Genomic DNA, 17,625 nt, shown 5'->3' with positions numbered 1-17,625 from the left:
GCATGATTTTTCGTCTGAGTATTATTTCGCTGTCACTGTTACTGGCGGGCTGTATTTCGCTGGATCCTGATTATCAGCGCCCTTCCGCGCCGGTGCCTGCCGTCTGGCCTGCGCAGGGCACGCAGCCTGCGGCCACCACGGTGCTCAGCGACTGGCAGCACATCATGACCGATGCGCGTCTCAACGCCGTGGTCGCGAAGGCGCTGACCAGCAACCGCGACATGCAGGAAGCTATCGCTGATATCGAATCCGCCAAAGCCCTGTATGGCGAACAACGCGCCAGTCTGTTCCCGACGCTGGACGCCGATCTGACGCAAACCCGCAGCCGGACGCAGGATGCGGGGGTCAGCAGTACGGCCACCGCTGACGGCGCGGTGAGCAGTTTTGAAATCGATCTGTTTGGCCGGAACCGCAGCCTGAGCACGGCGACCAAAGAAACCTGGCTTGCCAGCGAATCGACCGCACAAAACACCCGCCTGACACTGATTTCAGAAACCAGCACCGCGTGGATCACGCTGGCGGCGGACAACAGCAATCTGAAACTGGCGCAGGACACCCTGAGAAGTGCGGCGGATTCGCTGCGCATCACGCAACTGCGCCAGAAAGAAGGCGTCGCCTCGGGGCCGGATGTCAGTTCTTCGATGGCGATTTATCAGCAGGCGCGCGCCAGTGTTGCCAGCTATCAGACACTGGTCGCACAGGACATCAACGCCCTGAATCTGCTGGTGGGTGACACTGTGCCGCAAAACCTGCTGCCGGTTACGCTGGAGGAACTCGCTCCGCAGGCCATCGCGCTGGTGCCCGCCGGGGTGTCTTCCTCCGTATTGTTGCGCCGTCCTGACGTGCAGGAAGCGGAGCACAACCTGAAAGGTGCAAATGCGGATATCGGCGCGGCGCGGGCGAATTTCTTCCCGACGCTGTCGCTGACTGCCAGCGCAGGCGTCGGCAGCACCTCGCTGTCGAACCTGTTCAGTCACGGCACCAACGTCTGGTCATTCGCCCCCAGCCTGACGCTGCCCCTGTTTACCGGTGGCAGTAATACCGCGCAGTTGCGCTACGCCGAAGCCCAGAAAAAGGGGCTGATCGCTGCCTATGAAAAAGCCATTCAGAGCGCCTTTAAGGATGTCGCCAACGCCCTCGCCCGCCGCGCCACACTCAGCGAGCAGATGGATGCCCAGCAGCAGTATGTCGCGTCAGCACAGCGCAGTTACGATCTGGCGCGCCGCAGTTATGAAACCGGCGCGGGAGATTATCTGACGGTGCTGACTGACCAGCGTTCGCTGTGGTCGGCGCAGACCGATCTGATCGCCCTGCAAGAGACGGATTTTGAGAACCGCATTACCCTGTGGCAGTCATTGGGGGGTGGCGTGAAATAGCACCGGAGGGCCTGAGGGCACTTGCAGCTTTATGTGTCGCGCCAATATAGCGCTACACTATAAGGCTGCAATGTCACCTGCCAGGAGCGAATATAATGAACAGAGAACTGAATGATTTTGAACGTTTTGTCATTGAAAACAAAGGGACAGAACGCCCGAATACCGGCGAGTATAACGACCATTTTTCACCGGGCCGTTATGTCTGCAAACGTTGTTCCGCCCCGCTGTATTCTTCAGAACATAAATTTGAATCCCATTGCGGCTGGCCCGCTTTCGACGATGAAATTCCGGGCGCGGTAGAACGTGTGCCGGATGCCGATGGTCGCAGAACAGAAATTGTCTGTGCTAACTGCAAGGCACATCTGGGACATGTGTTTGAGGGGGAATATTTAACCGAGAAGAATTTGCGTCACTGTGTGAATTCCGTCTCCATGATATTTGAAAGTGCCGATGAACAAGGGAATTATCATCCGGTGGAATAAACACGACATTTTATTTGTGATGAAAAACAAATAAAAAAAAAGGGCCGTACAGGGACAGCCCTTAAAAGGAAGAATTCCAACAGTATATTATAATGGCATGATGTTTACCCGTTACGGGTTGCTCTTAAACATCATGCCGGTATTATAATGAGATCAGATTTTGTTTCTATTCTCATTACGTCTGTATAAAGTAATAACTTCGTAAGTCCCGTATAGTATTACCACGTTTTACCAATATTAAACTGGAACTGTTCCGCGCTGTCGCCTTCATATTTCACCAGCGGCTGGGCATAAGAAAATACCAGCGGACCGAGTGGTGATTGCCATTGCAATGCAATACCGCTGGAAACACGGATATGCATCGGATCACTGTAATCCGGAATACCCGCCGCCTCGGTGGCCGCCGTGTTTTGCCATTTGGTGTCCCAGACAGTGCCGGAATCAACAAACAATGACGTCCGCACCGAACTGGCGTATTTCTCGCTGATAAACGGTGTCGGCACATACAATTCCGCACTGGCGATCGCCATCGCATTCCCGCCCACCGCATCGGTGGATTTGCTCACCGGACAGGTGGAATACGAACTGTCTGCGCTGCTGCATTTGTAATACGCCGCTTTCGGCCCGATGGTGTTGGACGAGAAGCCGCGCACCGAGCTGGAACCGCCCGCATAGAAGTTATCGTAGAACGGCACCTCGTTGCTGCCGATGCCTGCCGCATAACCGGCTTTGGCACGGCCCATCAGCACCCAGTCTGATGTGTCACTCAGCGGAATGTAGTGGTTAGCATCGAAGGTGATTTTGTAATAACTGTCGTCCGAGCCAGGCGTGGTCACTTTGGCGGCCAGGCTGGCGCGGGTACCGGAAGACGGGAAGAAGCCACGGTTCAGGTCGTTATACGCCCAGCCGACGCTGGCGAAGAAATCGTTGGTGCGCAGTTCGGCATCGCTGTTGGTGGAGGTGGTCACCAGCCCCGGCTTGACGCCGCTGGCATTGAGGTAGCGCCAGACTGCCACCTGTGGCTCCATGTCAGTGAGCGTGCTGTGGACGTAATCCAGCCCCAGATTCAGCGTATTGTTTTCGCTGACCGGCAGCCCCAGATTCATGCCTGCGCCGTAACTTTGCAGGTTGTACGCCGCCAGATCGTCGTCTTCCGCGTCGTAGTGGTTGTAGAACACTTTGCCGCCAAGACTGACGCCATCTACCGTGTAATACGGGTTGGTCGCCGAGACTTCGACATAGGTCTGGTACGAGTTACGCGTACCGCTGAAACTGACCGTGTTACCGCTGCCGAGCCAGTTATCCTGCGTCACGCCCAGCTGATAACTGATTCCGCTGTCGGTGCCGTACCCCACGCCCACGTTGAAAGTGCCGGTGTTACGCTCTTTCACTTTGTACACCACATCAACCTGATCGGAAGATCCCGGCACCGGTTGCGTATCCACATCCACCGTGTCGAAATAGCCGGTGCGGTTGAGGCGGTCTTTGCCTTTCTGCACCAGATCGTTGCCCAGCCACGCGCCTTCCATCTGACGCATTTCGCGGCGCAGCACTTCATCTTTTGACGTGTCGTTGCCTTCAAAACGGATGCGGCGCACCGAATACCGGTTGCCGGTGTCCACACTGATCCTCAGTTTCACGGTTTTATCCGCGTCATTGATGTCGCTTTGTGTGGTGACGTGCGGATAGGCATAACCGTAGCGCCCCAGCAGATTTTTAATATCGCCTTCAACGTTGGTGATCTTCGCGCCGTTGTACAACTCCCCGGCAGGAATGGCGGCCAGCGCTTCGATTTCTGACGTATGACCGGCCATGCTGCCGCTGACCACCACGCCGGAAATTTTATATTGCTCACCCTCCGTCATATTGACGGTAATATAAATGCCTTTCTTATCCGGCGTTAAACTGACCTGCGTTGAATCAATATTAAAACGGGCATAACCGCGATCGAGATAAAAACTGCGCAGCGTTTCTAAATCGCCGGACAGTTTTTGTTTTTCATATTTCTTATCGCCAATCACATTCCACCACGGCACTTCATCGCGCAGCTGAAAATGGGCGATTAAATCGTCAGTGGTGAAAGCTTTATTCCCCACGATATTAATTTGCTGAATTTTGGCCGACATGCCTTCGGTAAAGACCAGTTTCACATCCACGCGGTTACGCGGCAGCGGCGTGACCACGGCTTTTACGCTGGCACTGTACTTGCCCACGCTGTAGTAGAAATCCTCCAGCCCCTTCTCAATCGACGAAATGGTGGTGCGGTCCAGCGCGTCGCCGACGCGGATCCCTGAGGCTTCCAGGTTTTGCTGCAACATCTCGTCTTTGATGGCTTTGTTGCCGGAGAAGGTAATGCTCGCGATGGTTGGCCGCTCTTTCACCTGAACAATCAGGGTATTACCGTCCTGCAGCACCTTCACATCATCAAAGTTGCCGGTCGCGAACAGCGCGCGGATGGTCTGGCTGATATCGTCCTCAGAGACCGAATCGCCCACCCGGACGGGAATGCTCAGTAACGCCGCGCCCACCGTGACCCGCTGTAGCCCTTCCACGTGGATATCCCTGACGACAAAGCTGTCAGCAGCGAAAACCGGGGTGCTGCTGAACAGCAGTGACGCCAGGAGTAATTTTTTCATTGTCATGTGATCCGTGCTCGCCGTTTTACTACTAACAAAAAGTGTCTGTTAACGGAAAGATTCTGCTATCAGAAGAAATAACCTCGCTAACAGACTGCCGGCAATATAGGAGGTTCAGCGGCACAGATTTGATTTTCGTAAAACAGGACGTTCTGTTACGCATTACTTACGTTATTTTCGGCGGATGAACAGTTGCAGTACGGGCAACGTCGTCGGACCCGGTTACCCGTGAGTGGTAAACGCCTTTAAGGTCGCGCTGTCAGGTAATGCGGTCATTGCGCCTCTGGCGGTAGTGGCAAGCGCCCCGCAGGCCAGCGCCTGATGAATGATGGGGTGACAAATGTTGTCCGACGCCAGCGGCCAGTGCTGCGCCAGTCCGGTCAGCAACCCGGCGACAAATGCATCTCCTGCCCCGGTAGTATCCACCGCCCGCACTTCGGGTGCCGGATAATGCTTCAGGCTGGCATTTTTCTTCCGGTAAACCGACACGCCATGTTTACCCTGTGTGACCAGCAACATTTCGGGATTATAGCGATCGCACAGGCGCAGCATTCCTTCCGACAGCAGCGATTCACCGGTCAGAAATTCCAGTTCATCCTCCGAGATTTTAATGACATCCGCCAGCGACAAGGCGCGGGCAAGGTTTTCGCGCAATTGCGCTTCATCAGGCCACACGTCATGGCGGATATTGGGATCAAAACAGACATAACCGCCTGCCGCTTTTATTTTTGCCATTGCCAGAAAGGCGGAAGACCGTGACGGTTCTGCGGAGAGCGCAATCGAACACAGGTGTAAAAACTGTCCTGCGCTAAACGCCGGAATGTCGGTGGTCTGGAGAAATAAATCCGCACCCGGACGCACCATAAACGTGAAGGAACGTTCGCCGTCAGCATCGTTTTCCACCACTACCGTGGAGGTGCGGTGATGCGGGTCAGACATCATGCAATCAGTGTTGACTCCTTCATCGCGGAGCGTTTTCATCAGGAACCGGCCGAACGGATCATCCCCCACGCGGCCGATAAAGGCGCTGTCGCCACCGAGACGGCAAACACCGACGGCAACGTTGGCGGGTGCCCCTCCCGGGCATTTTAATAAGCGGCCATCTTCTTCGGCGATCAAATCCACCACGGCATCGCCCAACACCCAAATCCGGTTATTCATCTTCATTCCCTTTTATAAATCCTGATAAATCGTCTGTGGATAAAATAGAAGAACCGGTTTAGCTAATCAAGCGCAAATGAATTTTCGGAATCAAAGATCGAATTGCCAACAGGATCACAATTTCACGACAAGACTGGTGAACTTCGTTGCCTAAACACAGGCGGAGTGCTTATTGTGCTCAGGAAAACCAGTTTAGCAATTTAGCTAAACGGTTTTTATCATAATAATTACATTTCCTCTGAGGGATAAAAATGATGATCAAACCTCGCTATCTTGCTGTTGCTATTGGACTTATTCTTTCTTCTGCCGCCCAGGGAGCCGATCTTTCTTCCAGTGCAATTGAAGCCCGCTTTGCGGCGATGGAAAAACGACTACAACTCGCCGAAAGCCGCGCCGCTAAGGCCGAAGCCCGTGCTACGCAGGCAGAACACCAGGTTAAACAACTCGAGACACGCACCGCCAGCAACGAACAGCAAACCCGTCAGGTGGCGAAGACGGCTGAAATCAACCAGCAGCAAACTGCCGATGTGGCTAAACGCACCGAAACGTTAGCCGGCAATGCCAAAAGCAACAGCAGTGATAACAGCGGGTTTAAATTCAGTGGTTATGCCCGTTCCGGCGTGATCATGAATGATTCTGGCACCTCAACGGAAAGTGGCCCGTACGTCACGCCAGCCGGACAAACAGGCGGTGCAGTCGGGCGTCTGGGTAACGAAAATAACACCTACGTCGAACTGAATCTGGAGCACAACCAGACGATGGCCAGCGGCGCGACCTCCCGCTACAAAGTCATGCTGGCTGATGGTCAGCGCAGCTACAACGACTGGACCGGCGCGACCAGCGACTTAAATATCCGTCAGGCGTTTGTCGAACTGGGGTCACTGCCGACGTTCACCGGGGTCTGGAAAGATTCCACCCTTTGGGCGGGTAAACGCTTTGACCGGGATAATTTCGACATTCACTGGCTGGATTCCGACATCATCTTTCTGGCGGGTACCGGCGGCGGGATCTACGACGTCAAATGGGGCGATAACCTGAAAAGTAACTTCTCGCTTTACGGAAGAAACTTTGACGATCTGAAAGACGACAATAACGACGACACCCGCATCGAAAACTACATTGTCACGGCCAACAACTATGCCGGGCCATTCCAGTGGATGCTGAGCGGCCTGCGTGCCAAAAATAATCAGGATCGTGAAAATACCGGCAACCGGGGGATCAGCACCGCCGCGGACACCGGCTTCCACACGATGCTGGCGTATCACGGCGACAGTTTCTACGGCCTGCGCGAAGGGACATCGAAAACAGCCTTGCTTTACGGGCACGGACTGGGAGCAGAAGTGAAAGCGCTGGGTTCTGACGGACGTCTGACTGACGATGCCAGTACGCTGCGTCTGGCAACTTATGGCATCACGCCGATCAGCAAAAACTGGAGTATCGCCCCGGCGGTTCTGGCGCAGCAGAGCAAAGGCCGTTATGTCTCTGGCGATGATTACAAATGGCTGACCTTTAACACCCGCCTGATCCAGCAAATTACCGAGAACTTCGAACTGGCATATGAAGGCAGCTATCAGTATATGGATCTCAATCCACAGGGTTACAGCGATTACAACAAAGTGAAAGGCGGTTTCTACAAACTGACCTTCGCACCGACCTTCAAGGTCGGCGATATCAGCGACATGCTGAGTCGTCCGGAAATCCGCTTCTTCGCCACTTACATGGACTGGAGCAAAGAGCTCGACAGTTATTCTTCCGCAGATTCATTTGGTACTGACGGATTCACGGCGGGCGGACAATGGAACTTTGGTATCCAGATGGAAACCTGGTTCTAAACGGCAGGGTCTGATTTAAAAAAAACGCCCGGCCAGATCGGGCGTAAATGATAATTACAAACTAAGGGATTCTATGAATATCAATGCAATCGCGACTGAATTGCTTCCGCTGTTGGGTGGCAAGGAGAATATTGCCAGCGCGGCACACTGTGCCACCCGTCTGCGCCTGGTGCTGGCGGACGACAGCCTGATCAACAAAAGTGCTATCGAACAGGTCGAAGGCGTTAAAGGCTGTTTCAGTAATGCCGGACAGATTCAGATCATTTTTGGTACGGGGCTGGTGAACAAGGTCTACGCCGAATTCATTAAAGTGGCCGGTATCAGCGAATCCAGTAAATCTGAAGCCGCGGATATTGCGGCGCAAAAGCTGAATCCGTTCCAGCGCATCGCCCGCGTGTTGTCGAATATTTTCGTGCCGATTATTCCTGCGATTGTGGCATCCGGCCTGCTGATGGGGCTGCTCGGCATGGTGAAAACCTACGGCTGGGCCAACCCGGAGAGCGCGATTTTTATCATGCTCGATATGTTCAGTTCAGCGGCGTTTATCATTCTGCCAATTCTGATTGGTTTCACCGCCGCGCGGGAATTTGGCGGCAACCCGTTCCTCGGTGCCACGCTGGGCGGCATCCTGACGCATCCGGCGCTGACTAACGCCTGGGGCGTTGCCAGCGGTTTCCACACCATGAATTTCTTTGGTCTTGAGATTGCGATGATCGGCTATCAGGGCACGGTATTTCCGGTGTTGCTGGCGGTGTGGTTCATGAGTTTCATCGAAAAACGCCTGCGTAAAGTGATCCCGGATGCCTTGGATCTGATCCTGACACCTTTCCTGACGGTGATTATTTCCGGTTTTATCGCTTTCCTGATCATCGGTCCGGCCGGACGCGCGCTCGGTGACGGTATCTCCTTCATTCTCAGCACCCTGATCACCCATGCAGGCTGGTTCGCAGGGCTGATATTTGGCGGATTGTATTCGGTGATCGTCATCACCGGTATTCACCACAGCTTCCATGCGATCGAAGCGGGTTTACTGGGTAACCCGAATATCGGCGTGAATTTCCTGCTGCCGATTTGGTCGATGGCCAACATCGCGCAGGGCGGTGCCTGTCTGGCGGTTTACTTCAAAACACGTGATGCGAAAATTAAAGCCATTGCGGTGCCTTCGGCGTTCTCCGCCATGCTGGGTATTACGGAAGCCGCAATCTTCGGGATCAACCTGCGCTTCATGAAGCCTTTTCTGGCGGCACTGGCAGGTGGTGCGCTCGGCGGTGCCTGGGTAGTGGCGATGCACGTCAATATGACGGCGGTCGGTCTGACCGGTATTCCGGGGCTGGCAATCGTGCAGGCCAGCTCTATTCTCAGCTACCTGATCGGTTTAGTGATTGCCTTCGGCAGCGCATTCCTGCTGTCATTGCTGCTGAAATACAACACGGAGAGTGAAAAATGACAGAAGTCAGTTTGCTGAAAAAAGCACTGCGCAGCGTGGTAGCCGGTCAGGTTAACGCGGCGGCAGACCCGTACCGCCCCGGCTGGCATCTCGCGCCGCCGGTCGGGCTGCTCAATGACCCGAATGGATTTATTCAGCATAACGGCCGTTTCCATTTGTTCTATCAATGGAACCCGCTGGCCTGCGCGCACGGCGCTAAATTCTGGGGACACTGGAGCACGGCGGATTTACTCCACTGGCAGCATGAGCCGCTGGCGCTGGCACCTTCAGAGGACTACGAAACCCACGGCTGTTATTCCGGCTCAGCCGTGACAGACAACGGCCAGCTCACGCTGATTTATACCGGTAACGTGAAATATCCCGATGGCAGTCGTACAGCATTTCAGTGTCTGGCGCGCGAAAATGCAGACGGCGAATTTGATAAAACCGGGCCGGTATTTAATCTGCCTGAAGGCTATACCGGACATGTGCGTGATCCGAAAGTCTGGCGGCATGAAAACCACTGGTACATGGTGCTGGGCGCTCAGGACCTGAGCCTTCAGGGCAAAGTGTTATTGCTGCGTTCTGACGATTTATCAGCCTGGGATCTTCTGGGCGAAATTGCCGGTTCAGGGTTACACGGGCTGGGCGAATTCGGCTACATGTGGGAATGCCCGGATTTATTCCGGCTGGCAGATAACGAGATTCTGATTTGCTGTCCGCAAGGTCTGGCAGCGGGATCTGACCGGTATCTGAATACGTTCCAGTCCGGTTATTTTGTCGGAAAACTGGATTACGACAATGCGACCCTTGAGCACGGCGAATTCACTGAGCTGGATCTGGGATTCGAATTTTATGCGCCGCAAACCACGCAAACGGATGACGGACGGCGTCTGCTGATGGGATGGATGGGTATCCCGGACGGCGATGAATTTTTCCAGCCGACGGTGAAAAACGGCTGGCTGCATACCATGACCTGCCCGCGCGAACTGACGCTGGTGGCGGGTAAAATCATGCAAAAACCGGCACGTGAACTGCAAAAGCTTCGTCGTGACCCGAAAGAATGGCAGGGGATTGCCGGCGATTGCCCTCCTCTGGACATCACAAAAGCCGAGACGGAAATTGTCACTGAACAGGCTTTCAGCGCGGATTTAGGTGGCGACATGACACTCAGCTTTGACGGCGAATGGCTGCGTTTAACGCGAAAAAACCGGCGTACTGGCTTGCCGGAACAGCGTATCTGGCGCGGCCCGTTGCACAAGCTGACGGTGTTAAGCGACGCATCAAGCCTTGAGATTTTTATTAATGACGGAGAAGCGGTAATGTCTTCACGCTATTTCCCTGTTTTACCGGCACAATTGAACTTGCAGGGTTCTCATCAGATTACGCTGCGCCACTGGTCGTTGGCGGAATGCGTGATAGAATAAATGTCTTTCCGGACAACAGAATATGGCGCAGTGAAAAAGACCAAACGCATCACTATCAGTGGCATAGCCGAACTGGCTGGCGTCTCCAAATCGACTGCCAGCCAGGTACTCAACGGACACAGCAAGAAATTTCGGATCTCCGATCTCACCCGGGATCGGGTACTCGCCGTGGCGGCTGAACATCATTATCAGCCCAGCATTCACGCCCGTTCGCTGAATGTCACCCGCAGTTTCACGCTGGGACTGGTGGTGCCGGAAATGACCAACTATGGCTTTGCCGTCTGCTCTAACGAACTTGAAACGCTGTGTCGTGAAAACGGCATGCAGTTGCTGATTGCCTGTACGGACGAAAACACCAGCCAGGAAACCATGGTGGTCAACAATCTCATTCAGCGTCAGGTCGACGGACTGATTGTCGCGTCCAGTATGCTCAATGATGCGGAATACGTAAAAATCAGCCAGCAATTACCTGTCGTCTTGTTCGACCGCCATATGCAGGACACGCAGTTACCTATTGTGGTGTGTGAAGCCATCGAATCCTCAGCAGAACTGGTCTCACGTATCGCTCAGACCCGGCGTGATGAGTTTTATTTTCTCGGCGGCCAGCCACGTATTTCTCCGACCCGGGATCGCCTCGCGGGCTATCAGCTTGGCCTGCAGCGGGCGGGTATCACTCTGAATCCCGACTGGGTGATGTACGGCAACTACCACCCGAGCTCCGGCTATGAAATGTTCGCGCAACTGTGCGCCCGACTCGGGCGTCCGCCCAAAGCACTTTTCGTGGCTTCCTGTGGCCTGATGGAAGGGGTTTTGCGCTATATGAGCCAGCATCAGTTGCTCGAGAGCGATATCCATCTGTGCAGTTTTGACGACCACTATCTGTACGATTCCCTGTCCGTGAAAATTGACACGGTTGCGCAGGACTGCGGAGAGCTGGCCATGCACTGCTTCAGCATGATCAGTGATCTGATGAACGACCAACCCATCGCACAAACCCAATGCTTTCTCACCCCAAAATTGCATTGGCGTTCCCGGCACGTCTCGCAGAACAAATAAATATCAAACACGGCCGCCACAAGATGGTGTGATAATTCATTTCGCATCATCTGACGGATTCCGCCTGCGCTGTCCCCGCGGGTCCTGTATGGGGCATAGCACGTTAATCATTTTGCGTCTGAACGGTAAATACCTGACTGATTTTCACACTTATAATTAACATCCGCGCATATTAATTAATATTCAGCATTAACTAAACTGGCCCGCTGTGACGGGTTTCAAAACACATAAAGGTGCCTTCCTGTATATTTATACGGTGAATGTATTCAATTACCAGTGCAGGTAATCGTAATGAATAACAAATATAAATTGCATGAATTTCTTGATGTAAAAAGACTTCAAACCCTCCAGGATAATTTCAGTAAATCGATGATGATTGCCTTAGTGGTGGTCGATCACGATGGCGTGCCGGTGACACAGGCCAGCGGGTTTTCCGATTTCTGCGCCCGCTCACGGCTTAACGCATCGCTGGCAACGCATTGTTATGAAAGTGATAATGCCGGGGGCCGCGCCGCCATGGAGGCGGGAAAGCCGGTGGTTTACCGCTGTTACTGCGGCTTTGTGGAATTCGCCGTGCCGATCATGATCAACGATCATTATCTGGGCGCGTTTATTTCCGGGCAGGTAAAAGTCGAGGAAGAAAAAGAGCGCACCATTCCTTATATTCTCGATAACAACGAAATATGGAAAGAAAACGAATGGCTGATCGATTTACATCATGATGCCAAACGCATGCCTTACGATCGTTTTGAATCGACCGCCTCCACCTTATTGCATGTTTCGTCTTATCTGGTGGAACAGGCGCATACCAATAATATTCAGCGGGAACTGCACAGAAAAGATCTCGAACTCACCGATGAATTGCGCAAAAGAGTGGAAATAGAACGTTCATTGCATGAGGCGGAATTTAAAGCCCTGTCTTATCAGATTAACCCGCACTTTTTATTTAATGTCTTAAATACCATCGGCCGTCTGGCCTATCTGGAAGATGCCCAACGCACGGAAACCATGGTGCATGATTTCTCCGATATGATGCGATATTTACTGCGTAAAAATAATCATGGGCTGATTACGCTGAGTCATGAAATTAATTATGTCACCAGTTATATGTCCATTCAGAAAGTCAGAATGAATGACCGGTTCGATTATCAGTGCGACATTCCCGAAAAGTATTTTGATGTCGTCTGCCCGTTTCTGATTTTGCAGCCGCTGGTGGAGAACTTTTTCAACTACGTCGTAGAGCCGCGCGACACGCCCAGCCTGCTGCGCATCTGCGCCACGGACGACGGGCACGATGTCATTCTGGAGGTAACCGACAACGGCGACGGCATTTCTCAGGCCGACATTGCCAGTATTTTATCCGGTGACGAAAACCGTCAGAAAGGCGGTATCGGCATTAATAATATAAAAAACCGGCTTCAGCTGTTATTTGGGGAAAGCTATGGCCTGGATATTTCCAGCGCCCATCAGCCACGAATGGGCACCACCATCACCCTGAAATTCCCGATGCTGCAAGCCTGAAAAACGGAGATCTGAGCATGTACAATATTGTGATTGTTGAAGACGAACTCATTGAATCTGAATCTTTACGGCGGATTGTCTCTCAGTATGTCGATAATTCTGTGGTACATGAAGCCAATACCGGGAAAAAAGCCATCCAGCTGATCGACAATCTCGATCAAATCGACATGATGTTTGTCGATATTAATATTCCGCTGCCTAACGGCAATCAGGTGATTGAATATCTGCGCCGTAAAAGCACCAGCACCAAAGTGATTGTCACCACCGCCAATGACGATTTTGATATCGTGCGCAGCATGCTCAATCTGAAAGTGGATGATTATCTGCTCAAACCGGTGAAGAAAAGTACCCTGACCGACGCCATCAGGAAAACCCTCGATGTCAGCGACGTGGATATCGCCGCGTCACGCGCACTGAAACAGAACGTCGATACGATGATCGGGCAGTGCGACTATCCTCAGTGGCACAGGTTTCTGTTTGACGCCCTGGATGACGCCTGCGCCAGCGGCCGGTGCGAATTACTGACCGATGTGCTCGGCATCGTGCATCAGCATCTTCTGGCAACGGGGGAGAAAGGTCAGCCCGCCGCGCAAAAATTGACGGCGCTGATGCAGGAGATCAGCCAGTCCGGCGTTTCTGCCCGCTCCTATTACCGCATTATGTCTGCCCTGCTGAGCATCAGCGAAACCCTGTTCGACCATGCGCTGAAACACTTCAGCGGCACGATGAGTTTTATCGACCGCGCCCGCTTCCACATTGAGAAAAACATCCTCCATAATCTGACCCTCGACGAGATTGCTGCGCGATCTTTCGTCAGTTCCTGTTATCTCAGCCGGGCGTTTAAGAAAATGACCGGTGCCGGTTTCTCAAACTACATTGCCAGCCGCAAGTTAAGCGTTGCCAAATCGCTGTTGCAGTTCAGTGACCTGAAAATCAACACCATCGCGCTGGAATTGTCCTGGCAGGACGCCAACTATTTCTGCCGGATCTTTAAAAAAGAGACCGGCATGGCGCCGTCGGATTACCGCAAAATCGTCGCGCCGGAAACCTGTTAAACCGCCGGCAGGTTAATTTTGTGCGCCGCCGTCGCGCGAGGGCAAAAAAGTCCACCCTGCCCGCAAGATAATGTACGCCGCTTTCACCGGTCGCCCCCTACCATGGGGGAACCTTTGAACAATGTGGCACAGCTTTGGACGATATCCTTTTTACCTCTGAATCGGTTGCCGCCGGGCATCCGGACAAAATGGCCGACCAGATAGCGGATGCCATTCTGGATGCCTGTCTTTTGCAGGATCCGCAGGCCAGAGTGGCCTGTGAATGTCTGGTCAAAACCGGCATTGTCATTGTGGCGGGCGAAATCAGCACCACCGCCAGCGTCGATATCGAATCTGTTGTCCGCCAGACCGTGCGGGAAATCGGCTATGACCATTCACGGCTGGGGTTTGATGGCGCGACCTGTGGCGTACTCAATATGCTGGGCAAACAGTCTGCCGATATTGCACAAGGCATTGGCGGCGCGGATCCTGAATCGTTGGGCGCGGGCGATCAGGGCATCACGTTCGGATATGCCTGCAACGAAACGCCGGAATACCTGCCCGCCACGCTGGTGTATGCGCACCGGCTGATGATGCGTCAGGCCGCGTTACGCCAGTCAGGACAGCTTCCCTTCCTGCGTCCTGACGCCAAAAGTCAGGTCACATTACGCTATCGCCAGCATCAGGTGATCGCCGCTGATACGTTGGTCATTTCCACGCAGCATTGCCCGGAGATTTCCCTTACCGACCTGCGCGAAGCGGTGCTGGAAGAGATCATCAAACCGGTTATGCCTGCCCGCTGGATCACGCCGCAAACCCGCTTTCTGATTAACCCCGCCGGACGCTTTGTCACCGGCGGTCCGGCAGCCGATTGCGGCCTGACCGGCAGAAAAATCATCGTGGATACCTACGGCGGCGCGGCACGTCACGGCGGCGGTGCCTTTTCAGGTAAAGACCCGTCGAAAGTGGATCGCTGTGCGGCTTATGCGGCGCGTTATGTGGCGAAAAACATCGTCGCGGCCGGGCTGGCGGAACGCTGTGAGGTTCAGTTCGCCTGGGCCATCGGCCTGCCCCGTCCCGTTGCCATCCGTATCGATACCTTCGGCAGCAGTCCGCTGACAGAACAACAACTTGTGCAGCGGGTTAACCGTCATTTTGATCTCAGCGTCGGCGGGATTATCGCCATGCTGGATTTACTTGTTCCCCGTTATCGTCAGACCGCCTGTTACGGCCACTTTGGACGTGACATGTTCCCGTGGGAAAAAACCGACAAAGCCCCGGCACTGCGCGATAACGCCTAAACAGTGCACGACGCACTTCACCATGAATCTGATAACAGGAGCGACTTATGCCCGGACAAAGTTTGGGATTAATAGAAACCGTCGGTCTGGCCGCGGCGGTGGAAGCCGCAGACGCTGCGATGAAATCCGCACATGTCACGCTGGTCGGCTATGAACTGACGCAGGGCGGCGGCATGGTCACCGTCAAACTGGAAGGCGAAGTCGGTGCCATCAATGCCGCCGTCGCGGCAGGTGTGCTGGCCGCCAGCAAGGTCAGTACCGTGGTGGCACACAAGGTGATTGCCCGCACCGCGCAATACATCGAAAGCATGATTTATTCCGCAGACACGACAGGCCTCACCCCTGCGGAACCTGAGATTACGCCGCAGGAAAATCCGCACACCATCCCGGTGGTGAATGTGGAAGAAACACCGGATGTCTCCACATGTATGGATTTTCCTGAAGCCGCGAAACAGGAAGATGTACCGCCGGCCAGGGAGAACAAAAAACCAAAGCCCCGTGGCGCTAACCGTCGAAAATAAGCGTAACCCGCACCATAAAAAACGGCGATGCACAGGCACCGCCGTTTTTTATTGGTTGAAAGAAAGCTACGGTTTGGCGACCTCCGCCACCGGCGCACTGCCCGGCAGGTTTTTACCGATACACAGGCGATACACCGCCGCCCCCAGACAGGCACCGATCACAGGCGCAATAACCGGGATCAGGAAGTAAGGAATGTCGCGGCCACCGGTCATGGCAATGTCGCCCCAGCCGGCAAAGAAGGTGAATAATTTCGGGCCAAAATCACGCGCCGGATTCATAGCAAACCCGGTCAGCGGGCCGGTCGAGGCACCGAGAACCGCCACCAGAATGCCTATTAGCAAGGGGCCGAGCGGGCCACGCGGCACGCCGTTACCGTCGTCTGTCAGCGCCATGATCAGCCCCATCAGAATCGACGTGATAACAATTTCAATAAATGCCGCCTGCCACACGCTGATCGCGGCTGACGGGTAGGTACTGAAAATGCTGGCCAGTTGCAGGCTTTCCGCACTGCCGCGCACCATGTGGTTGGCGGTTTCAAAATTGATAAACAGGTTGTGGTAGAACATGTACGCCAGCAGCGCGCCGCCGAATGCACCGGCCACCTGCGCAATAATGTAAGGCACAACCTTGCGCGCGGGGAAACGGGCGAACAGCCACAAGGCGATGGTGATCGCCGGGTTCAGATGTGCGCCGGAAATCCCGGCGGTGAGATAAACAGCCAGCGAGATCCCCAGCCCCCAGACAATGCAGATTTCCCACAGGCCGAAACTGGCTCCGGCCACTTTCACTGCACAGAGACAACTGATGCCGAAAAACAAAAATAAGCCGGTACCGAGAAATTCTGCAATGCACTGCGTCTTTACTGAATCATGCATACAACGACCCTTTTGTGATTATTGTTATACGAGGCTGGATGTCCTGACCGGAAACTCAGCCGCCGATATGGCAATGAAAACCTGATGACTCGACTTCTTTTTTTAATATTTCCATTTTTGATTCCGCAATACTTTCTGCCTCACCCATCGGATAAATACGCCCGAGCAGGCCATATTTATTTTCACCAAAAGCGTGATAAGGCAATAAATGCAGGGTATCGACATTGGACATCAGCCGCGCAAATTCCGCGATATGGTGAATTTCTTCCGTATTATCGTTAACGCCGGGGATCACCGGAATACGCACAATCACTTTGGTCAGAAACGAAATACGCAATAAATTTTCCAGGATCAGGCTGTTATCCACCCCGGTATTGGCGAAATGCACCGCCGGATTGACCGCCTTGATATCCGTCAGCGCCAGATCGACATAAGGGAACACATCCGCAATCACCTCAGGCGTGGTGAAGCCGGTGGTTTCCATTGCGGTATGCCAGCCCTTCTCCTTGCAGGCTTTCAGCAGTTCACGGGCGAACACCGGCTGCGCCAGCGGTTCCCCGCCGGAAAGCGTGATGCCGCCACCGGAACGCCGGTACAGGTTTTCTTCTTTTTGTAATTCGCGCATGACTTCCGCCACCGTCATGCGTTTGCCTTTCATTTCCAGCGCCTGCGTCGGGCACACCTGCGTACATTCGCCGCACTGAATACACCGCTCGCGATCTATAAAGAACGCGTTGCTGACCGATAATGCCTGGTGTTTACACACCTCAAGACATTTACCGCAACGAATACACTCACTTTTCTTAAACAATAATTCCGGCTGCGGACGTTGCGATTCCGGATTACTGCACCATTTGCATGATAGCGGGCAGCCTTTAAAAAAAGGAATGGTGCGGATCCCCGGTCCGTCGTGCAAAGAATAGCGCTGGATATTAAACAGCACGCCTTCAGTTTGGTAATCGACTTTATTCATACT

The 17,625-nt window shown here is 53.7% G+C and carries 14 protein-coding genes; 10 read left to right on the top strand and 4 right to left on the bottom strand.

The window, feature by feature from the left end; translation table 11 throughout:
- Window positions 1–5: 5 nt before the first annotated feature.
- Entirely contained in the window at window positions 6–1,376 is a 1,371-nt protein-coding gene (locus EDF78_RS02795) for a TolC family protein (RefSeq protein WP_133822561.1), read from the top strand.
- 95 nt (window positions 1,377–1,471) lie between these two features.
- Complete coding sequence (locus EDF78_RS02790; protein WP_095925495.1) at window positions 1,472–1,858, top strand: methionine-R-sulfoxide reductase; 387 nt, start codon at window positions 1,472–1,474, stop codon at window positions 1,856–1,858.
- A gap of 218 nt (window positions 1,859–2,076) precedes the next feature.
- On the opposite strand, the gene bamA is transcribed toward EDF78_RS02790, so the two are convergent.
- Both bamA and EDF78_RS02780 read right to left on the bottom strand, forming a co-directional pair.
- Window positions 2,077–4,500, bottom strand: a complete 2,424-nt coding sequence (gene bamA, locus EDF78_RS02785; protein ID WP_133822489.1) for an outer membrane protein assembly factor BamA — start codon at window positions 4,498–4,500, stop codon at window positions 2,077–2,079.
- Window positions 4,501–4,716: 216 nt separating this feature from the next.
- Window positions 4,717–5,655, bottom strand: a complete 939-nt coding sequence (locus EDF78_RS02780) for an aminoimidazole riboside kinase (protein WP_133822488.1) — start codon at window positions 5,653–5,655, stop codon at window positions 4,717–4,719.
- Window positions 5,656–5,906: 251 nt separating this feature from the next.
- Between EDF78_RS02780 and EDF78_RS02775 the strand changes: the two genes are divergently transcribed.
- The 8 genes from EDF78_RS02775 (at window position 5,907) to EDF78_RS25910 (ending at window position 15,773) form a co-directional block, all read left to right on the top strand.
- Window positions 5,907–7,487, top strand: coding sequence for a carbohydrate porin (locus EDF78_RS02775; RefSeq protein ID WP_133822487.1), 1,581 nt, complete (start codon window positions 5,907–5,909; stop codon window positions 7,485–7,487).
- A gap of 73 nt (window positions 7,488–7,560) precedes the next feature.
- On the top strand, window positions 7,561–8,934 hold the full coding sequence (locus tag EDF78_RS02770) for a sucrose-specific PTS transporter subunit IIBC (RefSeq protein WP_133822486.1): 1,374 nt from the start codon (window positions 7,561–7,563) through the stop codon (window positions 8,932–8,934).
- Window positions 8,931–10,340 carry a sucrose-6-phosphate hydrolase gene (locus EDF78_RS02765; protein WP_095925490.1) on the top strand — a complete coding sequence of 470 codons (1,410 nt, stop codon included), beginning with the start codon at window positions 8,931–8,933 and terminating at the stop codon, window positions 10,338–10,340. Before EDF78_RS02770 ends, EDF78_RS02765 begins: the two co-directional genes overlap by 4 nt.
- A complete protein-coding gene (locus EDF78_RS02760; RefSeq protein WP_133822485.1) occupies window positions 10,341–11,396 on the top strand; it encodes a LacI family DNA-binding transcriptional regulator in 1,056 nt (351 codons plus the stop codon). It begins immediately after the preceding gene.
- A gap of 291 nt (window positions 11,397–11,687) precedes the next feature.
- Complete coding sequence (locus EDF78_RS02755) at window positions 11,688–12,917, top strand: PocR ligand-binding domain-containing protein (protein ID WP_133822484.1); 1,230 nt, start codon at window positions 11,688–11,690, stop codon at window positions 12,915–12,917.
- Between the two features lie 17 nt (window positions 12,918–12,934).
- Window positions 12,935–13,972 (top strand): helix-turn-helix domain-containing protein, encoded by a 1,038-nt coding sequence (locus tag EDF78_RS02750; protein ID WP_133822483.1) that lies wholly within the window; start codon window positions 12,935–12,937, stop codon window positions 13,970–13,972.
- A 134-nt stretch (window positions 13,973–14,106) separates the two neighbouring features.
- Window positions 14,107–15,252 (top strand): methionine adenosyltransferase, encoded by a 1,146-nt coding sequence (gene metK, locus EDF78_RS02745; RefSeq protein WP_133822482.1) that lies wholly within the window; start codon window positions 14,107–14,109, stop codon window positions 15,250–15,252.
- 47 nt (window positions 15,253–15,299) lie between these two features.
- On the top strand, window positions 15,300–15,773 hold the full coding sequence (locus EDF78_RS25910; protein ID WP_095925485.1) for a BMC domain-containing protein: 474 nt from the start codon (window positions 15,300–15,302) through the stop codon (window positions 15,771–15,773).
- 66 nt (window positions 15,774–15,839) lie between these two features.
- Here the strand turns inward: EDF78_RS25910 and pduF are convergent, their stop codons facing one another.
- Window positions 15,840–16,649, bottom strand: a complete 810-nt coding sequence (gene pduF, locus EDF78_RS02735; protein ID WP_131693559.1) for a propanediol diffusion facilitator PduF — start codon at window positions 16,647–16,649, stop codon at window positions 15,840–15,842.
- 55 nt (window positions 16,650–16,704) lie between these two features.
- The gene (locus EDF78_RS02730) at window positions 16,705–17,622 is read right to left on the bottom strand and encodes a glycyl-radical enzyme activating protein (RefSeq protein ID WP_095925483.1); all 918 of its coding nucleotides are present in this window, start codon (window positions 17,620–17,622) and stop codon (window positions 16,705–16,707) included.
- Between the last annotated feature and the right edge of the window lie 3 nt (window positions 17,623–17,625).

Source organism: Rahnella sp. BIGb0236 (assembly GCF_004364755.1).
Taxonomy (GTDB): Bacteria; Pseudomonadota; Gammaproteobacteria; order Enterobacterales; family Enterobacteriaceae; genus Rahnella; species Rahnella victoriana.
Note: the sequence above shows the minus strand (reverse complement) of the source record. Positions and strands in the feature narration are given on the sequence as shown.

Bases quoted from the DNA above. Each gene is read 5' to 3' on its own strand.
- pduF (WP_131693559.1), bottom strand. From the start codon at position 16,649: ATGCATGATTCAGTAAAGACGCAGTGCATTGCAGAATTTCTCGGTACC.
- EDF78_RS02770 (WP_133822486.1), top strand. From the start codon at position 7,561: ATGAATATCAATGCAATCGCGACTGAATTGCTTCCGCTGTTGGGTGGC.
- bamA (WP_133822489.1), bottom strand. From the start codon at position 4,500: ATGACAATGAAAAAATTACTCCTGGCGTCACTGCTGTTCAGCAGCACC.
- EDF78_RS02790 (WP_095925495.1), top strand. From the start codon at position 1,472: ATGAACAGAGAACTGAATGATTTTGAACGTTTTGTCATTGAAAACAAA.
- EDF78_RS02750 (WP_133822483.1), top strand. From the start codon at position 12,935: ATGTACAATATTGTGATTGTTGAAGACGAACTCATTGAATCTGAATCT.
- EDF78_RS02755 (WP_133822484.1), top strand. From the start codon at position 11,688: ATGAATAACAAATATAAATTGCATGAATTTCTTGATGTAAAAAGACTT.
- EDF78_RS02760 (WP_133822485.1), top strand. From the start codon at position 10,341: ATGTCTTTCCGGACAACAGAATATGGCGCAGTGAAAAAGACCAAACGC.
- EDF78_RS02780 (WP_133822488.1), bottom strand. From the start codon at position 5,655: ATGAATAACCGGATTTGGGTGTTGGGCGATGCCGTGGTGGATTTGATC.
- EDF78_RS02765 (WP_095925490.1), top strand. From the start codon at position 8,931: ATGACAGAAGTCAGTTTGCTGAAAAAAGCACTGCGCAGCGTGGTAGCC.
- EDF78_RS25910 (WP_095925485.1), top strand. From the start codon at position 15,300: ATGCCCGGACAAAGTTTGGGATTAATAGAAACCGTCGGTCTGGCCGCG.
- EDF78_RS02775 (WP_133822487.1), top strand. From the start codon at position 5,907: ATGATGATCAAACCTCGCTATCTTGCTGTTGCTATTGGACTTATTCTT.
- EDF78_RS02730 (WP_095925483.1), bottom strand. From the start codon at position 17,622: ATGAATAAAGTCGATTACCAAACTGAAGGCGTGCTGTTTAATATCCAG.